The organism is Flavobacterium sp. GQ95, from assembly GCF_059758655.1.
The window spans coordinates 1-24,725 of sequence record NZ_JCAXEB010000023.1 but is presented as its reverse complement, the minus strand read 5'-3'; the positions used below and the strand labels follow the sequence as shown (position 1 = coordinate 24,725).

Annotated in this window: 21 protein-coding genes and 1 pseudogene; 20 read left to right on the top strand and 2 right to left on the bottom strand. The window is 29.8% G+C overall.

All coding sequences use genetic code 11. The annotated features are described in order from the left end of the window. Positions 1-1,109: 1,109 nt before the first annotated feature. Positions 1,110-2,906 (top strand): leucine-rich repeat domain-containing protein, encoded by a 1,797-nt coding sequence (locus tag AC6CH4_RS24900; RefSeq protein WP_498107852.1) that lies wholly within the window; start codon positions 1,110-1,112, stop codon positions 2,904-2,906. A gap of 316 nt (positions 2,907-3,222) precedes the next feature. Here the strand turns inward: AC6CH4_RS24900 and AC6CH4_RS24895 are convergent. Then, a pseudogene (locus AC6CH4_RS24895) lies at positions 3,223-4,022 on the bottom strand (IS982 family transposase). A gap of 222 nt (positions 4,023-4,244) precedes the next feature. On the opposite strand from AC6CH4_RS24895, the gene AC6CH4_RS24890 reads away from it, so the two are divergent. From AC6CH4_RS24890 to AC6CH4_RS24800, 19 genes are all read left to right on the top strand, one after another. Then, positions 4,245-4,493: a hypothetical protein gene (locus tag AC6CH4_RS24890; RefSeq protein WP_498107850.1), complete on the top strand. Its 249-nt coding sequence runs from the start codon at positions 4,245-4,247 to the stop codon at positions 4,491-4,493. 197 nt (positions 4,494-4,690) lie between these two features. After that, positions 4,691-6,253, top strand: a complete 1,563-nt coding sequence (locus AC6CH4_RS24885; RefSeq protein ID WP_498107848.1) for a hypothetical protein — start codon at positions 4,691-4,693, stop codon at positions 6,251-6,253. A 397-nt stretch (positions 6,254-6,650) separates the two neighbouring features. Continuing rightward, complete coding sequence (locus AC6CH4_RS24880) at positions 6,651-7,598, top strand: tetratricopeptide repeat protein (RefSeq protein ID WP_498107846.1); 948 nt, start codon at positions 6,651-6,653, stop codon at positions 7,596-7,598. Positions 7,599-7,770: 172 nt separating this feature from the next. Next, a complete protein-coding gene (locus tag AC6CH4_RS24875) occupies positions 7,771-8,868 on the top strand; it encodes a hypothetical protein (RefSeq protein ID WP_498107844.1) in 1,098 nt (365 codons plus the stop codon). 594 nt (positions 8,869-9,462) lie between these two features. After that, entirely contained in the window at positions 9,463-10,086 is a 624-nt protein-coding gene (locus AC6CH4_RS24870) for a VirB8/TrbF family protein (protein ID WP_498107842.1), read from the top strand. A gap of 211 nt (positions 10,087-10,297) precedes the next feature. After that, the gene (gene traM / locus AC6CH4_RS24865; protein ID WP_498107840.1) at positions 10,298-11,254 is read left to right on the top strand and encodes a conjugative transposon protein TraM; all 957 of its coding nucleotides are present in this window, start codon (positions 10,298-10,300) and stop codon (positions 11,252-11,254) included. A gap of 3 nt (positions 11,255-11,257) precedes the next feature. Then, positions 11,258-12,100, top strand: a complete 843-nt coding sequence (locus tag AC6CH4_RS24860) for a DUF4138 domain-containing protein (protein ID WP_498107838.1) — start codon at positions 11,258-11,260, stop codon at positions 12,098-12,100. Between the two features lie 139 nt (positions 12,101-12,239). Then, positions 12,240-12,644, top strand: coding sequence for a hypothetical protein (locus AC6CH4_RS24855; protein ID WP_498107836.1), 405 nt, complete (start codon positions 12,240-12,242; stop codon positions 12,642-12,644). A gap of 5 nt (positions 12,645-12,649) precedes the next feature. Then, on the top strand, positions 12,650-14,989 hold the full coding sequence (locus AC6CH4_RS24850; protein WP_498107834.1) for a TraG family conjugative transposon ATPase: 2,340 nt from the start codon (positions 12,650-12,652) through the stop codon (positions 14,987-14,989). Between the two features lie 2 nt (positions 14,990-14,991). After that, a complete protein-coding gene (locus AC6CH4_RS24845) occupies positions 14,992-15,474 on the top strand; it encodes a hypothetical protein (RefSeq protein WP_498107832.1) in 483 nt (160 codons plus the stop codon). Positions 15,475-15,477: 3 nt separating this feature from the next. Then, entirely contained in the window at positions 15,478-16,089 is a 612-nt protein-coding gene (locus AC6CH4_RS24840) for a hypothetical protein (RefSeq protein WP_498107830.1), read from the top strand. 7 nt (positions 16,090-16,096) lie between these two features. Then, complete coding sequence (locus AC6CH4_RS24835; protein WP_498107829.1) at positions 16,097-16,711, top strand: hypothetical protein; 615 nt, start codon at positions 16,097-16,099, stop codon at positions 16,709-16,711. Further along, complete coding sequence (locus AC6CH4_RS24830) at positions 16,708-17,241, top strand: hypothetical protein (RefSeq protein ID WP_498107827.1); 534 nt, start codon at positions 16,708-16,710, stop codon at positions 17,239-17,241. The genes AC6CH4_RS24835 and AC6CH4_RS24830 overlap by 4 nt, the downstream gene beginning before the upstream one ends. A gap of 4 nt (positions 17,242-17,245) precedes the next feature. Further along, on the top strand, positions 17,246-17,752 hold the full coding sequence (locus tag AC6CH4_RS24825; RefSeq protein WP_498107825.1) for a hypothetical protein: 507 nt from the start codon (positions 17,246-17,248) through the stop codon (positions 17,750-17,752). A gap of 2 nt (positions 17,753-17,754) precedes the next feature. Next, the gene (locus AC6CH4_RS24820; protein WP_498107823.1) at positions 17,755-18,351 is read left to right on the top strand and encodes a hypothetical protein; all 597 of its coding nucleotides are present in this window, start codon (positions 17,755-17,757) and stop codon (positions 18,349-18,351) included. 6 nt (positions 18,352-18,357) lie between these two features. After that, positions 18,358-19,215, top strand: a complete 858-nt coding sequence (locus AC6CH4_RS24815; protein ID WP_498107821.1) for a hypothetical protein — start codon at positions 18,358-18,360, stop codon at positions 19,213-19,215. A gap of 6 nt (positions 19,216-19,221) precedes the next feature. Continuing rightward, on the top strand, positions 19,222-19,554 hold the full coding sequence (locus AC6CH4_RS24810) for a hypothetical protein (RefSeq protein WP_498107819.1): 333 nt from the start codon (positions 19,222-19,224) through the stop codon (positions 19,552-19,554). Next, positions 19,544-21,457: a TraM recognition domain-containing protein gene (locus tag AC6CH4_RS24805; protein ID WP_498107817.1), complete on the top strand. Its 1,914-nt coding sequence runs from the start codon at positions 19,544-19,546 to the stop codon at positions 21,455-21,457. Before AC6CH4_RS24810 ends, AC6CH4_RS24805 begins: the two co-directional genes overlap by 11 nt. Before the next feature lie 131 nt (positions 21,458-21,588). Continuing rightward, complete coding sequence (locus AC6CH4_RS24800) at positions 21,589-22,221, top strand: response regulator (protein ID WP_498107815.1); 633 nt, start codon at positions 21,589-21,591, stop codon at positions 22,219-22,221. A 397-nt stretch (positions 22,222-22,618) separates the two neighbouring features. Here AC6CH4_RS24800 and AC6CH4_RS24795 read toward each other — a convergent pair whose 3' ends face one another. Next, on the bottom strand, positions 22,619-24,109 hold the full coding sequence (locus AC6CH4_RS24795) for a sensor histidine kinase (RefSeq protein WP_498107813.1): 1,491 nt from the start codon (positions 24,107-24,109) through the stop codon (positions 22,619-22,621). Positions 24,110-24,725: the final 616 nt, after the last annotated feature.

The window sequence follows — 24,725 nt, the reverse complement described above, 5'->3', positions numbered from 1 at the left end:
CTCCCACCCCATTCCAATTTAAAGTGTGTATCTTGTCCTGTTTGAATTTTCTCTTTTTTTCATCATCTTTCATTTTCAAACTCTTTTCTTTCTAGTGTCTCCACCACCGAGTTCCGAAGCGATAGGTGGCAAGATAGGCGACGGTGGTTCTGTTCCTTCCGTAACTATAACTGAGCCTTATAGAAAAATGATCCAGAGATCAAAGGTTTTTTAAGGGCTCTTCTTTCCCGACTGGAGAATACCGTTTTCTCCTAACTTATTGTAGCTGTATGAACTGGCCAAAGGAATTGCAGAGCTTAGTGGGGAGAGAGAATTCTTTCGGATTAATACTGAATAATAAATCAATAACATGTTACTTTTCAAGTATTTTCTATTTTTTACTACTCATTTTTAGATAAAAGTAATACGCTAAATAGTTTAGGACAAACAAGTTGTGTTAAAAATTGCTTACACGCGTACTCTTGCGTAGTGTTTTTTTCTATATAATATTATTTGTTTTCTAGTTTTAATATTGAGATTACAAATATAATTCCATAAATCATTTGATGTTTATATCTACTATTTAAACTTTGTTAATCTATAAATAGTTATATAATTTGAAAAGAAAAATAATCAAGTGACTAAGGTTAAAAAAATGTACTAACATTTTTTTTTGCCTGTACGTAATGATATAGAACTGAACCAATACTTTTTAAAGGCATTAATGCCATAAAATATAATAAATATCAAAGGTGGCTTTTTTAGCTATTCGAATGAGTATGAAAACCAGTAAAGACAGGAAATCACATTATTATATTTAAGAAAGAACATAAGCCAATTTTAGATACATTAGAATTTTACAATGAATAAAGAGCAAATTTAATATTTTTGGATGTAGATTGTAAGGGTATAATTGAAATGCTGAGTATATCACATAAAACAATAAGATCATTGTTTTATGTGATATACCAAATAGAAGTTCTCTATTTATTGTCACTATTTTGGGTAATCTTAATGATTTATTGTTTGTTCCGTTAAAAATATTTTTCAGCTTTGGTAAGAGTTAATAAAACGTAAAATAAGATATACAGATTATAAAAACCAATAATACAAAAATTAAATAAAAATACATGAATTTTGAAGAATTAGAAAAAGTTAGCGCAAAAATAGTAAGGGCCTGGTCATCGGGTGAAACAAGTTTAGATTTGTCTTTCTCAAAGATGACTTCGGAGGATTTAGAAGTATTGATGCCTGAAATATTGATGATACCTAATCTTACTGAATTGAATGTGTTTATGAATTATGGTATTAAGAAATTGCCAGACTCCTTATGTCAACTCTCGAGCCTTACCAGACTGATTGTAGGAGATACCGACATTACTGATTTACCTGAAGATCTGTACCTGTTGTCAAATCTTACTGAATTATATGCATTTGGAACTAAAATTCGGGAGCTGCCTGATTCTATAGGTTGGCCACCTAATCTTGAGGTTCTTGACCTAACGGGAAGTAGAGTTGAGCGTTTACCTAACCACTTGAGCGGGCTATTGAATCTTACCAGTTTGGAAGTAGCAAATAATAGAATCACAGAGGTGCCTGAAACATTACTTAATTTGCCACGTATTCAAAACTTGGAATTTCAGAGTAATCCTCTTTCAACGGAAGCAATTAGCCTTTTGAACCATATTGGACAGCGAGAAGGTGTAACTGTTCGAACTAATTTGGCAGCCCTTGATAGGGTTCAATCCTATGAAGATGTATTGACGGTGTTTTATCCAGATTATCAGGAGCGAACGCTGATGATAGGTAGGTTGGAAGCTTGTGACCTTGATCCTGCAACCATTACTTATGGGGGAGATGATCAAGAGGTGACATCTGCCCAAGATGTGATGAAAAAGTTTTTGGGTAAAGTTCTTGTTGATAGCGAATTTGAGCGAAATTCGTATGGCGCTACGGCTAAAATGCTGTTTGAGAAAATACTAGACCTATATGCTTCCGGGGAGAAAGCAAAGATTGAGGAAGCAAATACTATCGTGCTAGAAATGGCTATTTCTATGGGAGACTGTGGTACTCCAGTTAAATCTTATCTGGAACAAAAGTATGTAGGAGAGATAAGAAAGGAAGGTAACAGGTTATCGAATCATGATGAGTTCATGATAGAAAGACTTGCCGTTCTAGAGAAAGCAGGTAGTTTACCCGGTCTGAAATCGAGTGATAGAATTGAAGAGGTGAATGCACTTGTTAATTTAGTTTTTTCCAAAGAAAAAGTAGATCAGGCGCATATAGCAATGAACAGGGTTTCTCCCAATGTAGTGTTTGTTGGGGGGATAGAGAGAGATCTGCTTCCTATATCGAGTTATCCAGTGATTTGTTTTAGTTTGATAAAAGATAATCCTGAATTAATTGAGCAATTTGCTACTTTGATTTGTGAAACTAAGGATAATAAGCTGGTACAGACAGCTGATGGTGAGTATATAGTGGATGAGGAAAAGATAAAAAAGCTAAAAGAGAATTACTTAGGTACAGGCGATGAGTTAGTACGGAATCAACATACCTCCAAATATGAGGAAGAGATGAAAGAGTTTATGAAAACAGAAAATATGAATGATTTAGTATACTCTGAGTATTTAACCGAAGCCAACGAACGTGATCTGGGAGATCTATCTAAGCAGCAAAAAGAACTTAAGAGGTTGCTTGGCGAAAAAACCGGGAAAGAAAACATAGCGCAAGAATACAAAAGATATGTGTCCGAAATGAAATCGGCCCTTATAGACTTTAGAAAAGACATGATTCAAAAAGACCCTATGAGTCAGTTCGCAATCCCAACAATTACCAGGAAAAGGCCTCGGTCGGAGAGTCCTGACCGAGATCATACAGAAGGGCAGGGAGAGTCAAAAGTGCGACATGTTTCTCAGCGAAGAGTCTAAGCCATTACAGCCGAAAGAACTAGCTGTTTTTAATAAAATTGTCTTGATTTTTTAGAGTGAAAGGATTGGAGGAGTAACAAGTTTGAAATAATAGATGGGAAATTAAAAATCATTGTTGAACCCAGATCCGCATTAGAAGCCTACTGCATTTGAATTCATTTGTTTTTATTATTTTTTAATTGTTCAAATGTAATTTTCGATGCCTTCTTTAAAATCAAGCAGTTATTCCCATTTTTTAAGTCAAAATACAAAAGTATTCCTCATTTAAAAATAGTCCGTGAGTACTTGTTTTTATGGAATAACCCGTTAAGTTCAATTAAATTATTTGTGTTTTAATATTATTTATAGGGATTTTTGCTAAACTCTTGTTTTAAAACCTTGAAAAGATTTGGCATAATTTCTTCTAACCATAAATGAATCACACAATTGATAGAATAATGTTTCTATTCTTTTGCTTTATTTTCTAAATGTGTAGGGCTGTTTTTATATCCAATTTGATTGATTCTCATTAGAGTTTCTAATTATATATTGCTGTTTCAAACAAATCTAATTGTTTGTTGAAGACAAACAACCTTTCGTAAGCAGAATACAATCACACATTTTATGTTTTAAATCTTTTAATAAATGTAAATAATGAACACTTGCTTTTGTAATGTCTATTGATTGAAATAAAACAGAAACAGTACAAATTTCATGAAGTTTGTAACCATAGAACCAAGAGTTTTACTATGCACAAAAAACTTTTGTCTGGGGCAGTCTGAAAATAATCCTTGCAGATTTTTACCATATTATGACGAGCCATTTTACAAATCTCAAATGGCATACTATCAACTATAAAATAATTCTCAAATTCTGTGAACTTTGAATATAAATGTTACCTGATTTCTTCTGCAAAATGGAACAATTTTTTCCTTCTCTTATTATACTGACTTCCTTCAATTAAATTAGAAATTTGTTCATTTTGTAACAGATTAAAAAATGAATTTTCACTGTCAATAGACATAAATTCCGATGTTAAACCTAAAGCAACTACGTCTAATCAGACATTTTAAGCTTTCTCCAAGCTCGAATTTCTGTATTTAAAGCAACATTAAAAGAACTTATAACTTCCAAAATTTAAAATAATTATTTTGAGTTATTAATGTAAATTCTTCCATAATCCGTTTTACAGCTACTGAATTACAGAATTAAAATTAATAACTCAATAAAAATATATAACCATTTACAGTAAACTACTTTATCTGTGTAGAATTAGTTTTACTAATTAAACACACATAGTTCTACATATAAAACATTTTAGATAATTGATCTTTGTATTATTAATTTAATTCAAATAATATGTTACATATTTTTTTAGCACAATCAATTGATGCTCAATTAATTACTTGGGGAGGAGCAATTAGAAAAATTTTAAACATTGTTACTGCAATTTTCGCAATAGTTGGTGGTTTTTTAGTGTTTTTCCAGTACATGCAAGGAAATGATCAAGCACAAAAGAATTTTATAAAATTTATAATAGGTTTAGCTATTGTAGGTTTAGTGAATGTTATTGTTACATTTTTTCTTCCAGACGCGGATGTTTTTTAGAAACAAGGAATTTAACAAGGGAGCACCTAAAGGGGCTCCGAAGTCAGGATAAAAAAAACAAAGTTTAAAACACATTTTATTAAATGATTAGTCGTTACTGGTAACAATGAATAAAAAAGCCAATAGACTTATCATCGTTGCTTTAGAAACAACCGGGTATTAGTAACGGATAGTCTCAAATTATTTATTTAAAAAAAATGGGAGTACTCAGAATTTATGATTTCGATGGCGTAATAGCTCGTGGACATCACCACAATGTAATTAGCAAAGAATTAAAACGAGTAGACGGAGTAAAAAAAGGATTCGTAAATGGAGTTGGTGATTTTCCAGATGGTACTGATAACTTTGAACAGGCCCTTGCTTTACTTACAGAGAATCCTCTTGGGCCAGAAGCAAGAAAGTGGGTGAGAGCTCTCCTTAAACAGAAGCACGTTAGGCTTTTCGAATCTCCAGAATTTGTACAAGCACTTGTTAATACAGATAATGCGGGTGGAAGCACCATTATTCTTTCTTCATCTGGATATGAAGGAGTAATTAATGATATGATAGAGATAGAAGGTTTGCAAAATCTTCTTCCACCAAGTCATGTATTTACTGTAGACTATAGGGAAACATCTCTTATTCCTGAATTAAAGAGAGATAAGGCTAAAATGTTGGCTGAAGAATTAGGATACACAAGTATCGTGTTTTTGGATGATAAAATAGAAAATGTTAATGGAGTTGCAGAATTAGATGGAGCTGACTCGATAAATGGACCGTTATCTGCCACAGCTATACCTGTAAATCCAAAGCTAGGTGTAGGAGACGCCGAAGTGGTTAAAAAAGCTAACAGGGCAGAACTAGAATACAACAAAAAAGCACAGGTTGTAACTGAAGAACCAATTTATGTGAATAATGAGGAGGCTCTAGCTGCGGATGAGGCTGAGAGAGCTGCGGCTGATTTTGATGCAGATCTAATTTATTCGGATAGACATGAGGTTAGATCTAAGGATAGAACTGCGACTGGAGATAAGTTAGAACCAGTTTATTCGAATGACGCAGCAGCTTTAGCAGCAGCTGAGGCAGAACATGTTTATTTGCCTATCCAAAAGTCTGAGAAACAAGCCTTTCGCTCGACGACTGAACAGCTTAATTTCCTTGTGGATACTGCAAAGAAAGCGGGTAAGAAGGGGGATCTGAAGGCTGCGGAGGCTGCCCTTGCTAAACATATGAAGAGCTTGGAGCAACCAGCGCAGGCTGATAGTGTGCCTAAGAAGGTTGCGGCTAAGTCAAACCTTATTACGAAGCTTACAAAGGGTCTTTTTTCTACTAAAAATACTTCAAAAGAGACCCCGAAACAAAGCGAGGTTGTGCAACAACAATCAGCTGCATTACGAGTGGAAAGAATGGCTACAATTAAGAGGATTAAAAGTCAGGAAGTATCAGTACGAATGACTGCTCAAGATCTTTTTGCACAAGTGGAGCCAGATTCTCCTACTATGGAGTTGGGTTCGCCTACTCTTCAAAGTAATGAAGGTGATGTTGCTCGATTAGATCATAATAAACCAATTTTTTTGGCAGAGTTGAAGACAGCTTTGTCTAATCTTCCAAATGATGGACATGCACCTGTTCAACCAGATATAACTGCACTCAAAGTACCTTCTGTTGAATTAAGAAGAAGGCCTTCTTTACCTAAGGATACACAGAATTCGAACGGTACAGGACAGGAAACGCTTGAAAAACATGAAGTTAGATCTAAGCCAGCTGGCTTAAAAAGGTAAATATTTGATTAAAGTTAACAACGTTAGTGACATTGAGTTTATTAAATAGACCTATAAATTTTGGGTGCAAAATGTAATGAATTAAAGTTGTGAAACTTTTACCATTTAACCGAAAGATTAGTATGTTCTACACTTAGAATTTATAAATATCGATTGAGGTATTAATTCATATACTGGATTAAATGTATTTATATTGGAAAATAAAATTAGGTTTTACATAAATATTTACTACTGTTAAATATTGATTTCTTTTCCTGCTGTTAAAAGATATGAGCAAATTGTAAAATAACAAAGGATAAAAAATAAAGTAATTACATGGCAGGCAGGAGAAATTATTTATGGTTTTTAAAATTTTAAAAGATATAGATACTGATAGGGCAAAAACGGGAAAATTAAAATGATTAAGATTTTAAAAAATAATATTTGTATTTTAACATTATTTTTTTGTTTAAATGCAATGGGGCAAAAAAATAATGAATATTATAAAAAAGCTATTGATTATGCTTCAAATAAAAATATAGAAGAAGCTTTGAGCAGTATCAACAAGGCTATCAATTTTGAAGGAACTAAAGCTCCTCCACTGTTTTATTTTCATAAATACGAATACCTTATAAAACTAAATAAATTTGAACTGGCAATTCAAACATTAAATGATGCCCTTTATATTTTGCCAAATTCGGTACTATTGCTTAATGCTAGAGCGGAATTTTTTTTCGCTCTTAAAATGTATAAAAAAGCAGTTTTGGACTATCAAAAAATTGTTACACTGGTAAAAGATAAGGAATTAATGATCTATAATGTAAAATTGGCAAGCACTAAGTTTTTAATTAGAGATTTTGAAGGTGTTGCTATTATTTTACAATTGATTTTTAGAGAAGACCCGTCAAATATTGATGCTTTAAATTTGTTAGCCTCTTTGTATATAGAGCATTCAGATTACACAAAAGCTGAACAGCTTTTAAATAAAATTGTCAATGAACATCCCTCACAGGTTTTTTTAATTATAAATCTTGGATTTGTATATCAAAAAAAACAACAACACCAAGACGCTATTTCTTGCTTTAACAGAGCTTTGGTATTAAATCCTGACAATCCGATTGCACTTTCTAACAGAGCTTATAGTAAATTGAGCATATCAAATATTGATGGAGCTATTTCAGATATTAACAAATCGATAGATTTGTTACAGTCCAACTCTTATGCATACATGATTAGGGGGAAAATTTATTTAAGTATAAATAAAGCCAAGGAAGCATGTGTTAATTTTGCTATAGCTAAGGAACTGAGTTTTTCCGAACAATATGGATCAGAAGTGAATGAATTGATAAAAAAGAATTGCCAGTAAGTAACTCTAAATAATAAATATGTTTTTTGAGTTGTGTTAAAATATTATTTCCTACGAAATTTTCATGTTCCCTTTTTAAAGAAATTACAAGGCTAAGAAGAATAAAAAAGCATTATTTAGATTGCTTAAAAAATACTTTCTAATTTAATAAATATATAAAATACGCAAGCTTATGCCAAAATTTACATTTATATCAGATAACGATACTATGACGCGATTTTTAGAGACTAGAGAAGGCAGAGTTCAAGTAAATACAAATCAAGATAGTGATGAAATAGTAAAAGTTTTTGAAAGCCTCTCTAAATGCGAAGAATTCGTTATGAATGAGGGTATTACTGTAGATACTATAGAAGTTATTTATTTTCCTAAAAACCCTAAAAATCATGGTGAAGTAATAAAAGCGCTTGATAAAATGAGTGGATCTATGGTTAATTCGAAAAAAAGAATTATTACTATTATTCATGATCTTGAAATAAAAGATTATCCTTCGGGACTTAAGAGGTATAGGGAAATTTTCATTGATGATGAGGGTTGGGGAATGGAAAAGCTTATTAAGACTTTTAGCGACCATTTTCCCGATTTTAAGATTCCGGACTCATCAAATAAAATTACTTCGCCTTCAGCTAATAATGTTGATGCTCTTACTAAACCATTAAATAAAATGGCAGCGAGCCCGGTGGAAAAATTCACATTCACATTTATCTCCGATAAAGAAACTATGAGGCAATTTTCAGAAGCAAGAAAAGGTATGGCCTTTGGAAGGGGGATTCATAGGGATACGCAAAAAATAATTGAATTTTTATCTAAAAATGATGGGTTTGTTGAACATGAGCATAGCGATCGAAACACTTTAAGAGTTGTTTGTTTTCCTGAAAATCCTGAAAATCATCATGAAGTAATAACAGAGTTTAGTAAAATGGCTGGAGTTAGGGCTAATCCAAAATTAGGGATTTTTCCTATTACATATGTCGATAAAAGAGGAATTGCAAATTATCCTTTGGAACTTAACATCTATACTGGAGTTCGCCTTGGCGATGATAGTAGTGATTGGGGAGTGGAAAGAGTTATTAAGTCTTTTAGTCGTCATTTTCCCGATTCTAAGATTCCAGACTCCTTAAATAAAATTACGTCCCCTTCAGCTAGTAATGTTGACGCTCTTTTTAAACCATTAAATAAATTGACGACTAAAGCTACGGTTCCAGTTAGTAAACAAAATGACAGCAAAAAAGAAGGAGTTATATCTTCTTTAAAGAGGCATTTTTTCAAGTAAGCGTTTATAGTGATGTTATTTCTTTTTGATAAAGAGAGGGATATTTTGTTTTATGAAAATACAATCTTTCAGGAAGATGTAGTGATTGAGTAGCAAAAGTAATTGCCATATCAAATTTATCCCAACCATACAAGAACAGAGAAAATAAACCAATTAATCATTATACTTAAGATGGCTTTCAAATCTTGATTAACATAATCAACCTCATGACAGCTCAGGTACAGTTAAAAAACGCTTAAGAAAAAAGGAAAGTAAATCAATTTCAATATGACATTTCTAATATATTCCAAATATTTGAATAACAAAATAAATCCAACAATGAGTATTATCTTTAGGAATAAGTTAGTTGGTTGACGGAAAATTCTTTTTTTAGATAGAAACTAATTAAAAGACAAACCTTTTTCTAGTAAAATGATATCGTGCCTTCGAATTAGTTTTACATACATGAATGAAAAATTCTACACATAAAATCTTTTATATATCTAACCTTTGCATTAAATAATTTAATAAAAGACCATTTATGTTATTTAATTTATTTCAAATTAGTAGCAATTTAACTTAATAACAACTTCTCAAATTTTACAAAAGATATCAATGAAAAACCTATTAAAAATAGATAGTTTATTAAAATTTTCAAAAACAATAACAATTATTTCATTAGTTGTCACATTTTTATCTGTTTTTGCTAGCTTGGCTTATTCTTTTTATTTGAATAAAACCTTAATAAAAGAAAAAGTTTATTTATTAGATGGAGCAAATGGAGAGGTCTATACAGCTAAGATAATCAAAGATGAATTAACATATCGTGAGCCTGAAATTTATAATCATTTAATGACTTTTCATAAATATTTTTTTGATCTTGATCAGTATAACTATCAAAAAAATATAGAAAAAGCATTAGATCTTATAGATAATAGTGGTAAAAATTATTATCAAACTTTAGTAAATGAAGGATGGTACAATTCATTAAAACTGAATAATTTGGTTCAAAAAATAGAAATAGATTCTATTAATACAAACTCAATGGTATATCCTTATGCTGCTACAGTTTATGGGAAGACAGTAGTATATAGATATGGAGAAGAAAACAACGAAAAGGATAAACAAGAGAAAAAGATACAGATTCGTTGTAATCTTTTCGATGTTGCTAGAACCAGGGAGAACCCACATGGATTGATAATCTCTAATTACAATATTGTATATCATGGAAAAGAATAAGAAAATAATAGTAATTGCTGCATTTATGTTTTGCTTTTCTATTTTGGTGGGGTTTATTTATATGACTTTTTTTAAGGAAACGAAAGAAGATCAAAAATCGAAGTTTGAATTCGAAGTTCCTAAATTTTCAAGTAAAAAAGAAGCGCCTACTTCAAAATTTGATTATTATAACAATCAAATTGATCAAGAAAACATTAAAAAAGCATTTTTATTGGCAAAAGAAGATTCTATTAGGGAGACTTTGCAGGCTACTGAAGAAGAAAGTTTTTATAGTAAAGAAGACTTCCAGGAAGATTTGCGAGATTCACATAAAAACGATTATCAAAATGATCTTTCAGGAAATAACAATAAGGTTCAGAACCAAGAAAATTTAAGTAGATTATTAAATGTTATGGAAACAAATTCTAAATATTTAAATAATATAGGAAAGGAACCATTTGCTTTAAATAATTTTCAATCTGTGAAAGGTATGCCTGAGAAAACAGATAAGGTTATTGAGGATGTTCTGGAAAAATATATGCCTGAGAAAAGTGAAAGTACTGAAAAAAGTGAAAATACTTCGGGTAGAGTCATATACAAAAAGGTACCTAATGAGGAAAATTCAACCAAAAACGGTTTTTTTGGAGTTACAAAAAATAAAAATGTTTTTAATGGAGTAATTTCAGATACTAAATCATTAAAAAAAGAACTAATTAAAGCAGAAATTTACACCAACCAAATAATAGGAAATGGGGGGCTAGTAATGATTAATTTATTAGAAGATTTAGTTTTTGAAGAAGATTTTTTTATTCCTAAAAGCACTGTGTTATATGGAACTGTAAAATTTTCACCAGGAAGAATGTTTATAAGTATAAGCCCGAATGTCTTTAAAAATGATAAGAGATTATTACGTCCGGTAATTGTTTTTGATTTTGATGGATTGGAAGGTGTTTTTATTGAAACAAATCTATTAGGATCAATTCCTGTTGATACTGCTCGAGAGCTTACAGAATTAGTAAAAGACAGTTATAAAAATTCCAATTCCCTTACAGGAGATTCCGGAGCAGTTCCTTTAAAAGAGGCCGCTATAATAATCGGTTCTGAAAAAACTCTAGAATATTTAAATCGATTAAAAATAAAAATTGCTGGTGGCTATAAAATATGGATGTCAGTAGAGAAAAGCAAATAAATTATGAATTATATTAAATTTTTATATACTGCTATTTTTTTTAGTGGTTTATCTACTATAAATGATTCTTATTCACAAAGCAAAAAAACATTAGATAGTATCTCTTATAGTAGTTCATCTATAGATGTATCGGATAAGTTAACCACTCATTTAATTTTTAAAAGTGAGATTAGTTATATAGATATTGGGTCTGATGCATTTTCTGTTGATAAAATTAAAAATATTATTAAAATAAAATGTACTGATTTAGCAAAATGGAATGTTACTAATAGAACGAATTTGACAGTGGTGACTAAAGATGGATTTTATTACTCATTATGGGTTGATTATAATCAAAATCCTACAGTTAAAACCTATATATACAAACCTGAAGACTCTTTTAAATTGAACTCTTTTGATGTTTTAAATAAAGAAAATTGTAATTCTTTATCATCGAGAACTTCTAATTTTTCTAGAGAATATTCAAATCATAAAATGAAGTATCAAATCAATGGTATATTTTATGATAGGGATAAGATTATTGTAAGATTGAAAATTGAAAATGAATCTAACATAAATTTCACTACAGATTCAATAAGGTTTGTGCTTACGACAAGAAAAAAATTCAATGTTTTTAAATCTATGAAAAAACAGACTGCTATTCAATACAATGAAAAAAGAGCAACTTTTGTTTGCAATAATACAAAAGATATAGATGCAAAATCTGATAATACATTTTTATTTGGATTTGATAGGTTTGTCCCTACGGACAGTGAAGTATTGGAAATAAATATTGCAGAAAATAATTCTGGCGGAAGAAGAGGGAAAATTGTGTTAAAAATAAAAGATTTTCTATTGAAATATTAATGGAGTTTTAAAACTTGTACATAATGCCATGCCAATCATTTAGTCTAAAAGATATTTTGATATAGTAGTATTTTAATATAGTATAATGAAGAATAGTTTTTTTGTTTTTTTATTTTTTATTACAGGCCTTTCTAAAGTTATGTCTCAAACAGCGGATGTATCTGTTAGTTATGTTTTAAGGGAAGTACAAATTGTGTTGGCGGAACAATATAATAAAGAACTTTCTAAGAGTTTGCCCAAGTTTAATGAATATGCTATTGAAAATGCAGTTTTTTATCAGGCAACAAAAATAGGAGAAACCAGATCGAGTTCTTTCTCGTTCACTTTCCCTAAAAACCCATGTAGTAACATTAAATATTGGGGGCCTTTAAAATTGAGCAGATGTCGTAAGAAAATTGCCTTTTTGAGATTAACGGATAAATTAGTTCGGAGTATTCCATTAACAAAAACTGACTATAATCCAGTAAGTGCCGTAAAAAGCAGAATAACACTTAAAGCAGGCTCAATATTAAGAGATATAAATAAAGAATTACTAAATAACTAAATAATATGATTGATTTCGCTTCTTTTTTTCCTATTTTAACGATTGATAATGACATGATTGTTTCAAAAGATGGGGATATTAGTCTTGCTTTTGAAGTAACTCTGTCAGAAGTGTTTTCATTAGACAAAACAAGTTTAGATTCTATTTCTGACATTATAAGCCATGGCCTTGAAAATTTGTTGCCAGGTACTATTTTTCAAAAGCAAGATTATTTTTTTAAAGATGATAATAAAAGCCCGGTAACAACTTCAACAGAATACCTTCCGAGATCTGATAATAAATTTTTCTATGAAAGCTCTATTTTAAAACATGAATGCTATTTAATCTTAACTTATAGTAAACTAAATGCAACGAATACTAAGAAGAAGCAATCTTCAAAAGAAAAAGAAATAATAAACTTCATTAAAAGTTGTGAATCATTTGTAAATAAATTAAACCTTTCTAGTTTTTTTGAGGTTAAACAATTAAAGGAAAATGACATTATAAAGCTTTTAAATACCTATTTCTCTTTGTCTAGTTCAGAATCATTTGAAGAAGATGAAGATTATGAAATATCTTTTGACAAAGAATTTCGTATTAAGGATAATTTTGTGAAAATATTTTCAATGGAAAATTGTACTGATTTGCCTCAGTCTTTTTCCAGATATATAAAAGACAAATCATATTCTACAGATAGAACTGATTTCTTTATTCCATTTACACATAATTATATTTTTGGGCTTTCATGTAATCATCTGTATAATCAAATTGTATATATTGATGATTTTGGGGATATTAAAAAAGAGATTGAAAACAAATCCAGTAAATTTAAAAGTTTAAGAAGTCTTTCCAGATTTAACAAGATATCGAATGAAACCTTAGATGAGTATTTAGATGAAGGCGAAAAAAATAAAATAGCATATACAAAAGTAAATTTTAGTATGTTTTTGTGGGATTCTCAATATAAAGATTTAGACAATAATGTTGATTTAGCGCGAAAAGAATTTCAAAAAGCAAACATACACCTAAACTATTTAACAGCTTCGTCCAAAGATTTTTTCCAAGGAAATTGCCCTGGAAATTCTTCTAATATCAATAAGGTTCATCGCTTTATACTTCCAACAGATGTCATTAGTACGTTTTTAAATTTAGAAACAACAATAACAAAATCTACCAGTGGTGTATTATTTTGTGATACTGTACATGACGAGCCAGTAAGGGTAGATTTGTGGGACAGCCCTTTAAAAAAAGGACTGATTGTAAATAGAAATAGGTTAATCTTTGGGCCTTCAGGAACAGGGAAATCTTTTTTGGTAAATCACATCGTAAGTCAATATTATGAACAGGGACATCATATTATAATTATGGATATTGGAAATTCATATAAAAAGTTGTGTCATCTTGTTGGAGGTGAATATCTAGAATATGAAATAGAAAATCCTTTAAAATTTAACCCTTTTGATTTTGAAGAATACAGTATAGATAAAAAAGAGTTTTTAATCTCTTTACTTCTATTTTTATGGAAAGGTTCAGATAACAAGCCCAGTAGAGAAGAAAAAAATGTTTTGTCAAAATACTTAGATGATTTTTTCCAGAATTTGCAAGATGATGATACCATTAGACCCTGTTTTAATACTTTTTATGAATATATTGAAGAAAATGATATTGTAGGAGGGAATTTATTTTTCAACAAAAAGAGCTTTCTATTCTCTACAGTCGATTTTTATAAAGGTGGGGACTATGGTTTTATTTTAAATGCTGAAGTGAGACTGGATTTTTTACACAAAAGATTTATTGTTTTTGAATTAGATAATATAAAAGATCATCCAATATTGTTTCCTCTGGTAATTATGCTGTTAATAGAAACAACAATGGATAAAATTAGGAATCTTCCAGGTATTAAAAAATCAATATTTATTGATGAGTGCTGGAAGCCCCTTTCACAAGGAGAAATGGTAAGTTTTATTAAGTATCTATATAAAACAATTCGTAAATTTTATGGTGAAATAGCAATAGCTACACAAGATATTGATGATATTATTAGTACTGATGCTGGTCCAGCCATGATTAATAATACGGATACTTTTCTATTGCTTTCTCATAAAAAGAAGCTATCTCTTAAAGATAAATTTTATCAGCATTTGTCTTTTACAGAATCTGATGTTTCAAAATTATATGCTGTAGACAAAGGAGAGGTTTTTATTAAAATGGGCAGTCTTTCTAATGTCTATAAAGTAAAAGTTTCTCCACAAAGATATGCTTGTTATTCTTCTAATGGGGATGAGAATGAAACAATTTACAAAACATATAATAAAACAGGAAATATTAAAATGGCATTTGAAAATTTTATAGATAAGAAGAATTAGAAATGAACAATAGGTTAAATACAAGAGAAAAAAAAGAGATTTTACTGATACTTATAAGATTTAAAACCTGCCCAACTCCTGGAGGCTTTATTTTATTTTTATCTATTTTTTTTATTTTAGAAGATTCTGAAAAGCAAGAGGTTCTGGAATTAATAGGTATAATTCTTTTTGGGGAGAATATTGATTTTTTAGAAGAAGGTGATTTTTATATAACGGCGCTTTGTTTTTTGTTGAGTAAAATCAATCAGAAAGAAATAAAAAAGTCAGATTTGTTGATCAATTATTTTAAAAGTATTTCTGCATTTTTAGAAGAGAAAAGAAGCACACAGCTTTCTTTAGAGGATCTACAAGATTTTATTAGTAAACACGGTTTAATAGTTCGGGAAACTGAAAAAGAAATAACATTAAATAAAATGCTCGGAACTAATTTAAATAATATTTTGAATCTAGCCGATGAAAAACAAAATCTCAGTAAAAGAAAATAAAAAATGAAGCCATTGAAAGAGAAGGAGCAAAAGAATTCAAAAGATCAAGAGAGTACAAAAGATGAAAATTTAGGAAAGGACCAAAAGGATTCAAAAAAGGATAAATCTTTTGGTGAAAAATTAAAAAAGGCTGGAGTAACAGTAGCCCTTGTTATGGCAGCAGCCCTCTTATTCACTCTAGGGCCTATAGGTATTGTATTAGGTGTTTTTACATTACTGTTTGTATTTAAAAAGCCAATTGTAAAGTTGATTGAGAAAGCTTACAAAAGTGTTAAAAAAAAGATAACAGCTAGAAAGAAAATAAAAAAAGCTAAATCAAAGAAGATAAAAAAAGTTAAATCAAAGAAGATAAAAAAAGAAAAAACAAGACCATTAGCGATGAGTGCCGATGCTTTGAAAGTAATGCCAACTAGGGAAAATACTTCAAGAATTGATGTTCTTCCAAAAGATAGAGCCAAATCAACTTCTAATGAACTTCAATCTAATTCCTCAAAATTTAAAGGTCTTATAGAATCAAGTGTAAAAATAAGTGACGTCGCAATGAAGAGAAGAAATAAGCCTTCTACTGCTAAAAGAAGCCCTTTGCCTATGAAAAATGTTAAAACTACTTTGTAAAAGAACAATGAAACGATATAAAAAAATTTTTTTTTGTACTGCTTTTATGCTTATTTCACGTCATGCATTTCCACAATTTGTTGTAATAAACGTTACTGTCATTAATACTGATAGTGGTTTGTTAAGGATACTAACTGAAAAGTCTGCTGTTAATTCTCTTATTTTAGCAGGACAAACAGCTATATATACAGGATTAAAGGATATAAAGAATGACAAAATAGAGACTAGAATTAGAGAATATGATAGAAATAAACATGACAGAAGTTTGAAAGTCCCAATAGCTTCGAATTTAGCACTCAACAACCTTTTATTGGGAACTGCAATAACAACACGTCCCTTATTACCATTTTACAATACTGCAGCAAAAAATGAATATTTTATTAGAGAGCTGGCTATAAATGATGCGATTGCTTTTCAAATTGCTTTAACAAGGAATGGTAATATTAGAAATGCAAATACGCAGGAATTGTATTCTCTTGATCAAAAAATGTTGTCTAAACTAAAAAGGACAAATGAAAATGGTCAAAGAAACGCGGCATTTATTATTCTGACATCCTTATTAGCAAAAACAGCAACCTTGTCCTCACGTGATTTGAATGAAATATTAAGTTTAGGTCTATGAAACTGTATTTAAAGTATATATTATTTGTCTATTTATTTTTACAAAGCACAGCAAATCATGCCCAAATTATTGTTCGTTTATGGGAGGCAGAAGGTTCTGCTACTGCTAATAATTTAGTTTTAGCTCTTATTACACCTGCTGAGAGAAAAGTGAAACAGGAAATGACAAAACTAAATGCCGAAATAAGAAAACAGGCTCCTTATTATGGTTTAATGAGCATTTTTAATGCTGTTTTTACAAAGAATAATTCAATTATAAATATACGATCTAAATTATCGAGACTTAATAGCATAAACAATAGAGTTCCTCTATTATTTAATAGAAAAAAAGAACAAAAAAGGCGTAGATGGATAATGTATACAGATTACTTAAATAGTCTGGATAATGGTATTGGTAATGATTTTTCTAACAATGGAAATCTGCTAAAAACATCTTTAGAAATTATTTCAGAATTAGAAAAAATAGAAAAAGATTTGGATGATACCTTAGAAGATTTAATAATTTCAGAACGTGTTTTTAACTTATTTTAAGCTTATGAAATTCAATTTATTTTTATGTTTAATTTTTACCTTAAGTGTCCATTCACAAATTCAGATACCGATAGGGCCTATTTATACTAGTTTGCCTGATCCTTTGGCTCAGGCGCAGGAAAAAAGAGCTACTTCTGTAGATAAGAAAATGCTTCCTAAAGTAGCAGCAATGGCTGCTGAAATTCAGACAGTAAGGAAGTTTGTTGTTGATTATAAAAAAAGTTTAGAAACTATAAGTTCAGCAATGAGATCAAAAGAAAAAGAGACAGATGATTTTTTGGATGAATGTATAAACTATATCGTAGCGAAGAGCTCCATTTCCGGCAATATACCGGGGTTATCAAAATTAGCAGCTAAGAGCCGGTTAATAGAGTTTTTTCAAACGAATAAAATCAGAACCTTAAAAACAGAATTAAAGACTTTGTTTAAGACAGATAATTATATGACGGAAGGTGAGAGAAAAGTGCTTCTTTTAGATATTATTGATAGAGCATTACAACTTACAATATAATAATGAAAAAACATATAGAAATGAGAAAAAGTGTACTTATAGTTTTATTTCTAACAATTTGGAATCAATCTACGGGACAACAAATAATAAATCATGTATTTGATCCGCAAGCGGGGGCAATTCGTGGAATTGTTATACCAGGAATGGTGAGCACAGCTATCGTTTTTAAAAATGAAGAGGCAAATAGGATAATTCCAGATATTATAAAAGAAGAGAAGGATCGTATTGGTAGGTGGAGAAAGTCTATATTTGGAAATGCCAATAGCTTAAATGCATTAGCAGTTGCCTCGAGAGTTCTTATAAATAAAATTGACTCAAAAAGAGTTTTAGTATTACCAGCTCATTATGCTCCTGGATTTCGTCATGATGTAAGAACATTTTCGGTTTTAAAAGAACGAACAGAAAGATTAGAAAAAAGAGTAATTGCTTTGATAGGTATTGGAGCTCTGTTTATTGATGGCGAAGGATATTATAGATTGGCTTCTCAAAGATTAGCGCTTGAATACCTGGAAGTTTATGCTGACCTAAGCAAGATAGAGTTTAATATTACAAAATTATTAGCTTTTATTGTATTATTTTCTCAATTAAATTCAAATTAAAAAAATATGATTTTTTTACAGGCGTCTACCAACGATTTTATCCTTCAAATGCGAACGGATTTTATTGACCAGTTTCAATTGCTCATCGATAGATTGCATATGTATTTATCTACATTTGCAGGTATTTTAGTGTTAATTTTTGTTGTTTATAAAGTTGTATTGAATATGGTCAACCCTGAAAAAGGTCTTGATCCTTTTATAATTGTTCGGCCTTGCTTAGTTTTAGCCGGACTTATTTTATATAACCCACTTGTTGAACTTTTTATGTTGACACCTATGAAGATTTTGTCGGATATAATTCAACAATCTATACTTGATTTGTCAGGTATTGATATTAATGGTTTTGATGCTAGATTTAATTCTTCTATGACCCGGACAGATGACCGATTGTATGACGTTTTACAAGTAAATCCATTCATGGAATTATTGCATTTGCTTATTTATTTTGTAGGAAGTTTTATAGCAACATATATGTTAATTAAACAATCGTTAACTATCGCTATATATTATATTATGGGGTATTTTTCTGTAATGTTTTCTCTTATTCCCGGAAATGAAAAGTCTTTTTTGAATTGGTCATTATCTTTTTTAGCAATTCTTTTATGGGAGCCGTTTATTTTTATTTTAAAGTATTTAATAATTCTAACAAGAATAGACACGCAAGGTTTCGCTTCCTTTTTTGTTATAGTTGCTGTTCAGGTATCAGCTATCTTTTTATTTTTTAAAATTCCTAGATTTTGTGAATTTTTAATCAATGGCGGAAGCCCATTAGGGGCCCCTCATTCTGGGGGAGCTGGGTCAGCAATTTCGAAAATTTCATCAAAAGTCTCTTCTATAAATTCGATGCTTTCATCTAGAAAATAAATCATTATGAATAATAGCAACAATACTACTATTACAAAAAAATTCATCATCCCCAGATGTTTAGAAGCTAGTCCTGAAGTTTTTGGATTGAGTGTACAAACAGCAGTGATTACTTTAGGTTTTGCATTAACGGCATTAATTATGATAGCCAAATCACTTTGGGTAGCGTTAGCAATAATGGGTCTTGCAATAGGAAATCTAAAATTGGAAAAAAAATTTAAAAAAGAAGGGGGAGCAATAGCATATTTATTACTTTATACTACTAAGCAAAAAAGTGTTAGGGTAAATTGTACTATTAAGTCATTAATTCAAATAAATAAAAATAAAAATGGGAAATAGTTCAGATAAATATTCAATGGATTCTTTAATTCTTTTTGGTTTTTTATTTGGCTTTTTATTAGTTGCTTTTGATGTTACTTTATATTTGGATATGCCACATTTAAAATCAACTCAAGAATTTATTTGTCAAAAATTTGATATTTTATGTAGAAACAAAATTAATATTAAAATACTGTATCTTACTATTTTTTTTATCTGTTCTGCCGGAATTCATGTAAAAAAGATTCCCAAAGTATCGAAATATAAGCATTACTGTCTTTTACTAATATTTATGCTCTTATCTCTAAATCTTATATGTTCTTATTTTACAATATTTCCTTTTTTTTACTTTTTTATAACTATTTTTTCTTCTTTACTTTTTATTATTTCAATAATAATGTTTAGACGCTATTTTTCATACTTTGATACTAGTGATCAATTTAATGAAAGTAATGAATCTTTTAAGCAAGAAAAAAAGAAAATGGTAAATGAATACTCGGTTAATATAAAAATGAAAGAAGGATGGATTAATGTCATTAATCCTTTTCGAGGCTCTATTGTTATGGGAAACCCGGGTTCCGGAAAAACGTATTCAATAATAGAAGAATTTATAAGACAGCAAATGATAAAAAAATTTTCATTTATGATTTATGATTTTAAATTTCCTTCCTTGACACAAGTATCTTATGATTTTTATAAAGATTCTAAAAGTGAGTATGATTTTAAGATTATCAATTTTGATGAGATTGAATATTCGCAATTCATAAATCCCATAGCACCAGATTTAATTAGAAGAACAAGTGATGCTATTGAAGCTTCTCAAACCGTTCTTTTTAACTTAAATAAAGAGTGGATTGAAAAAAAAGATTTCTTTGCACAATCTGCTATTTCTTATTTTGCAGCATGTATCTATTTTTTAAAATTGTACCAAGGTGGTAAATTTTGTACACTTCCTCATGCAATAGCATTAGCTTCGCAAAGTGATGAGAAAGTTTTTAAATTATTAGAAACAGAACCAGAATTAGCCTTTTTTTTAACCCCATTTAAAGATGCACTTGAAAAGAAAGCATATGAGCAATTGTCTGGACAAACTGCCTCTGCTCGTATTCCATTATCTCAAATTGCCACTAAGGAACTTTTTTGGGTGATGGGAAACAATGTTTATCCAGAGATGAATATTGATATAAATATTAATCTATTAAACCAAGAGTCTATACTAGTTCTTGCAAACGATCCAAAAACACAGAAAACAAATGCACCTGCCTTAGGGCTTATAGTTACACAATTAATGAAATTAATAAATGTACAAAATAGAGCTCCTTCTTCACTTATTTTAGACGAATTACCTACTTTGTATTTTATGGGTTTAGATAATCTAATGGCAACTGCAAGATCTAATAAGGTGTGTACAGTTCTTGGTTTTCAAGATTTGGAGCAATTAAAAAGAGATTATGGAGATAAAGCTGCTCAAACCATTTTCAATATTGCTGGAAATGTTTTTAGTGGATCAGTAAAAAGTAATACAGCCAAAGAATTGCAAGAAATTTTTGGTAAGTCAAAACAAAAGATAAAAAATGTTTCTATGGATACAAATGTAACATCGATATCTATAAACGAGCAGTTTGAATATATCTTGCCACAGTCTAGAATTGCTCAATTATCACAAGGTGAATTTGTTGGTGTACTTGCAGATAATTTTGGACAAGAATTAGATAGAAAAATATTTAGAGGAACTATTGTTCCTGATAAAGGAAGACAAAATATTCAGAAGAAAGAATTACCGAAAAATAGAGATCTACCAGAAGATTTAGATACTTATATTGGTTTAAATTTTAAAAGAATCACCGATGAAATAAGTATTATTATTGAAAATGAATTGGCTGAAATTGAAGAAAACCAAGAGGAAGAGAGCCAAGAAAAATAATTTTTTTTTTATAAAAAACATTATTTCTTCAAATATCATTAGAATTTTATAATGAAACCTTTAAAATGTAAACATTAGCCTATTAAAATTTTGCATCACATCGAAAATATATAATTCAAAAACTTAAACTAATGTCAAAATATAATTTTATAGTAGCGGACGATCACCTAGTAGTTAGAGATGGACTGGCTATTTTCATTAAAAGTATTTTTCCCTTTTCCACGATAAATAAAGTATCTACATACATTGAGATTTTAAAACTGGTAAGTTCTACAAAAGTTGATTTATTGATTCTAGATGTAAATTTTCCGAACGATAATAGCCTTTCTATTGTACCTACAATCAAGAAGCTTCAACCAACGATAAAAATTTTGATTTTCTCTGCTTTTGACGAAAACATGTTTGCTATACGTTATCTGAATGCTGGTGCTAATGGATATTTAAATAAATTGTGTACCGAGGCTGAGCTAAAACAAGCTATAGATGATGTACTTATATCAGGTAGATATATAAGCAACGATATTCAAAATAAAATATTGGATGCGGTGATCTTTCAAAAACCCTCAAATCCATTTGAGAAATTATCCAACAGAGAAATTGAGATTGCTAAATTATATGTTGAAGGATGTGGAAATAAGTCAATTTCTGACGTTTTAAGCGTAAAAAAATCCACTGTTAGTACATATAAGAAAAGAATTTTCGAAAAATTAGAGATCAATTCGCTTTCTGCTTTGATTAATTTATATAATGTTTACTATAAATAGTCAAGGCCAACTATTATAAGTTTGTGTGATCGGAATTATAAGTTAGTAATTTAAGAGATTCATTTCGACTCAGGTATTTAGTATGCTTCTAAAAGTTTGAAAAATATTCTTGATTCCTATAAAAAAATAACCCCAATAGAGTCGTAGAAAGAAATTGCTGGAATAATGCTGCAGCTGAAAGATTTTTTTATACTTCAAAGCTGAATTTTATCATGGAAAAATTCTAAAGAGCAATTAAGCTCAAAATATTTGTGTACGTTGAAGTTTGCTACGGTTTTTTCTGCTTTAAATAAAAAAACATAGAAGAATTAACCTTCAAATCACAAATAGTAATCGAACTTAATGTGTAGTTTTTATTTGCATATCCATCAAGCTAATATAACTAGGATTCTAACAATCAGACAGGAAGATTAAAGGTAAATACGGATCCTTTTTTTAAAACACTTTTAACATCAATCTGGCCATTATGAGCGTTAATTATTTTTTTAGCAATACTTAATCCTAATCCATGCGATTTTTCTTGGTTGGTAGAAATAGCATTAGATCTTTTAAAACACAGAAAAATATCATCAATGTCCTCCGGTTTGATCCCTTGACCTTCATCAATAATCTGAGTAAATATATTATTGTTTTCCTCAAAAAAATTTATAGTAATTGTTGAATTGAAGTAAGAAAACTTAAGAGCATTACTTATTAGATTGTTGAGTACCTGTTCAATTTTTAAGACATCTATTTTTATAAACTTTGTTGTGTATTTAATATTGGTTTTAATTTTAATGTTTTTCTCCCTGGCAATAAATTGATTTTTTTTAACTATTTCTTTAATAAATAAAACATAATCTACATCAGTTTTTCTGAGATTCAAAGTCCCTGAATCTATTAAAGAAATGTCAAGAAGGTTGTTGACTAGTTCAATCATATCTATGCTGGTATCATGAATAAAGTTTAACATACCTATGTCTTTTTTTCTGGCATTATTTTTAAGGATTTCAGAAATTAATTTTATGAACCCAATTGGTATTCGTAGGTCATGCACTACCATATTCAGAAAGAAATCACGATGTTGGAGTGACAATTTCAGCTCCCTATTTTGTTTCAATATTTTTTTTTGTACTTCTGTAATTTCAGAAAGATTATAAATTGTATTTAACAGACCTTCACTCTTATTCTCATTCAACATGGGAATTTTTATACCAAGGTAATCCTTGTAATTACACGAATTATCAATCCGAGATATTCTTTTCTGAACTGTCTTTCCTGTTGACAAAACTTTCATGTCAATTTTTTTGAGTTTGCCAGTAACTTCCATTGTACGAAATTCTTTTCTCTCCTTGTGAATTTTCTTACTTAGAGCAACACTTCCAATTTGTGTGAAATTAGAATTTACGTGGTAGTATTTTAAATCCTTGTCTTTAACAAAAACACTAGCTTGGGTATTACCTAAAATACTTTTTGGAATTTGGTTATTTTGTATTAATTTATTTTTTTCCTGTGTTTTATTGCTTACATCTTTAGAAATACCACACAAACCGATAATTTCACGATTTTTATTATAAAGAGGAGTCTTCAAACTCCTAAAAGTTATACTTTCTGAGATGTCCTTAAAAAAAATGTTTTCAGTTATTTCAATTTTTATTCCTTTTTCGATTACTAATTTGTCGTAATACTTCAATTCGTCCGACTTTGTCAAATCAAAGAAATCCTCGTCCGTATGTCCAATTATATCCACCGCTGGAGTTTGAAATAAATCACAAACTAGTTTGTTAACATAAGTATATATTCCGTTACAATCTTTTATGAAGATACAACTATCTATATTGTCAAAAGCAACTTTGAAGTGCATTAATTGAAGTTCAAGTTCTTTTATTTTTGTCGAAGAATCGGTCATTAATTTATTTTGTAAAATTGTTATTTAATAATTTTAGCATTGGTATCCGAAGGTCTTATGGTTATAAAATACCTTGTTAGTCTTGTGTCTTTCTCTAGAATAACCATCATGTAATTACAATTGGAATTTACTCATATGTTTAGCAGGAACCTAAATAGAAGGATTGAATTTGCTTTCCCCTGCTATAACTGCTAATGTGCTATAAGTGGGACTTTTTATCGTAAGTATGATTTTTAGCTTCTGATTCGAATGGTAGACATAATTGCTCATTTCTATTAATCGTAGTCAATATTTTCATTTGGAAATTATTATCTCCAGGTCCAACTTTGCTGGTTCTTTAAGATTGATTTTATATGGAAGATGTCTGCCTATTGTAATCTCTGTAAAGCGCAATTCTATAAGAGCAGTTCTTTTTTGGATTTTTCTTCTTTTATCGCTTTCTAATTAAATTCTGTATATTCCTGAAGTCTTACAGTTATTTTTTCTCTCAAAATTTCGTCTTTCTTAAAATTTTTCATGTTTATTTCTTTTAATATATTGCAAATAAAAAGAATAAAACATTTGTTTATAAAAAACACACCACACACTTGTACGCAACCTAATTATATAAATTTTC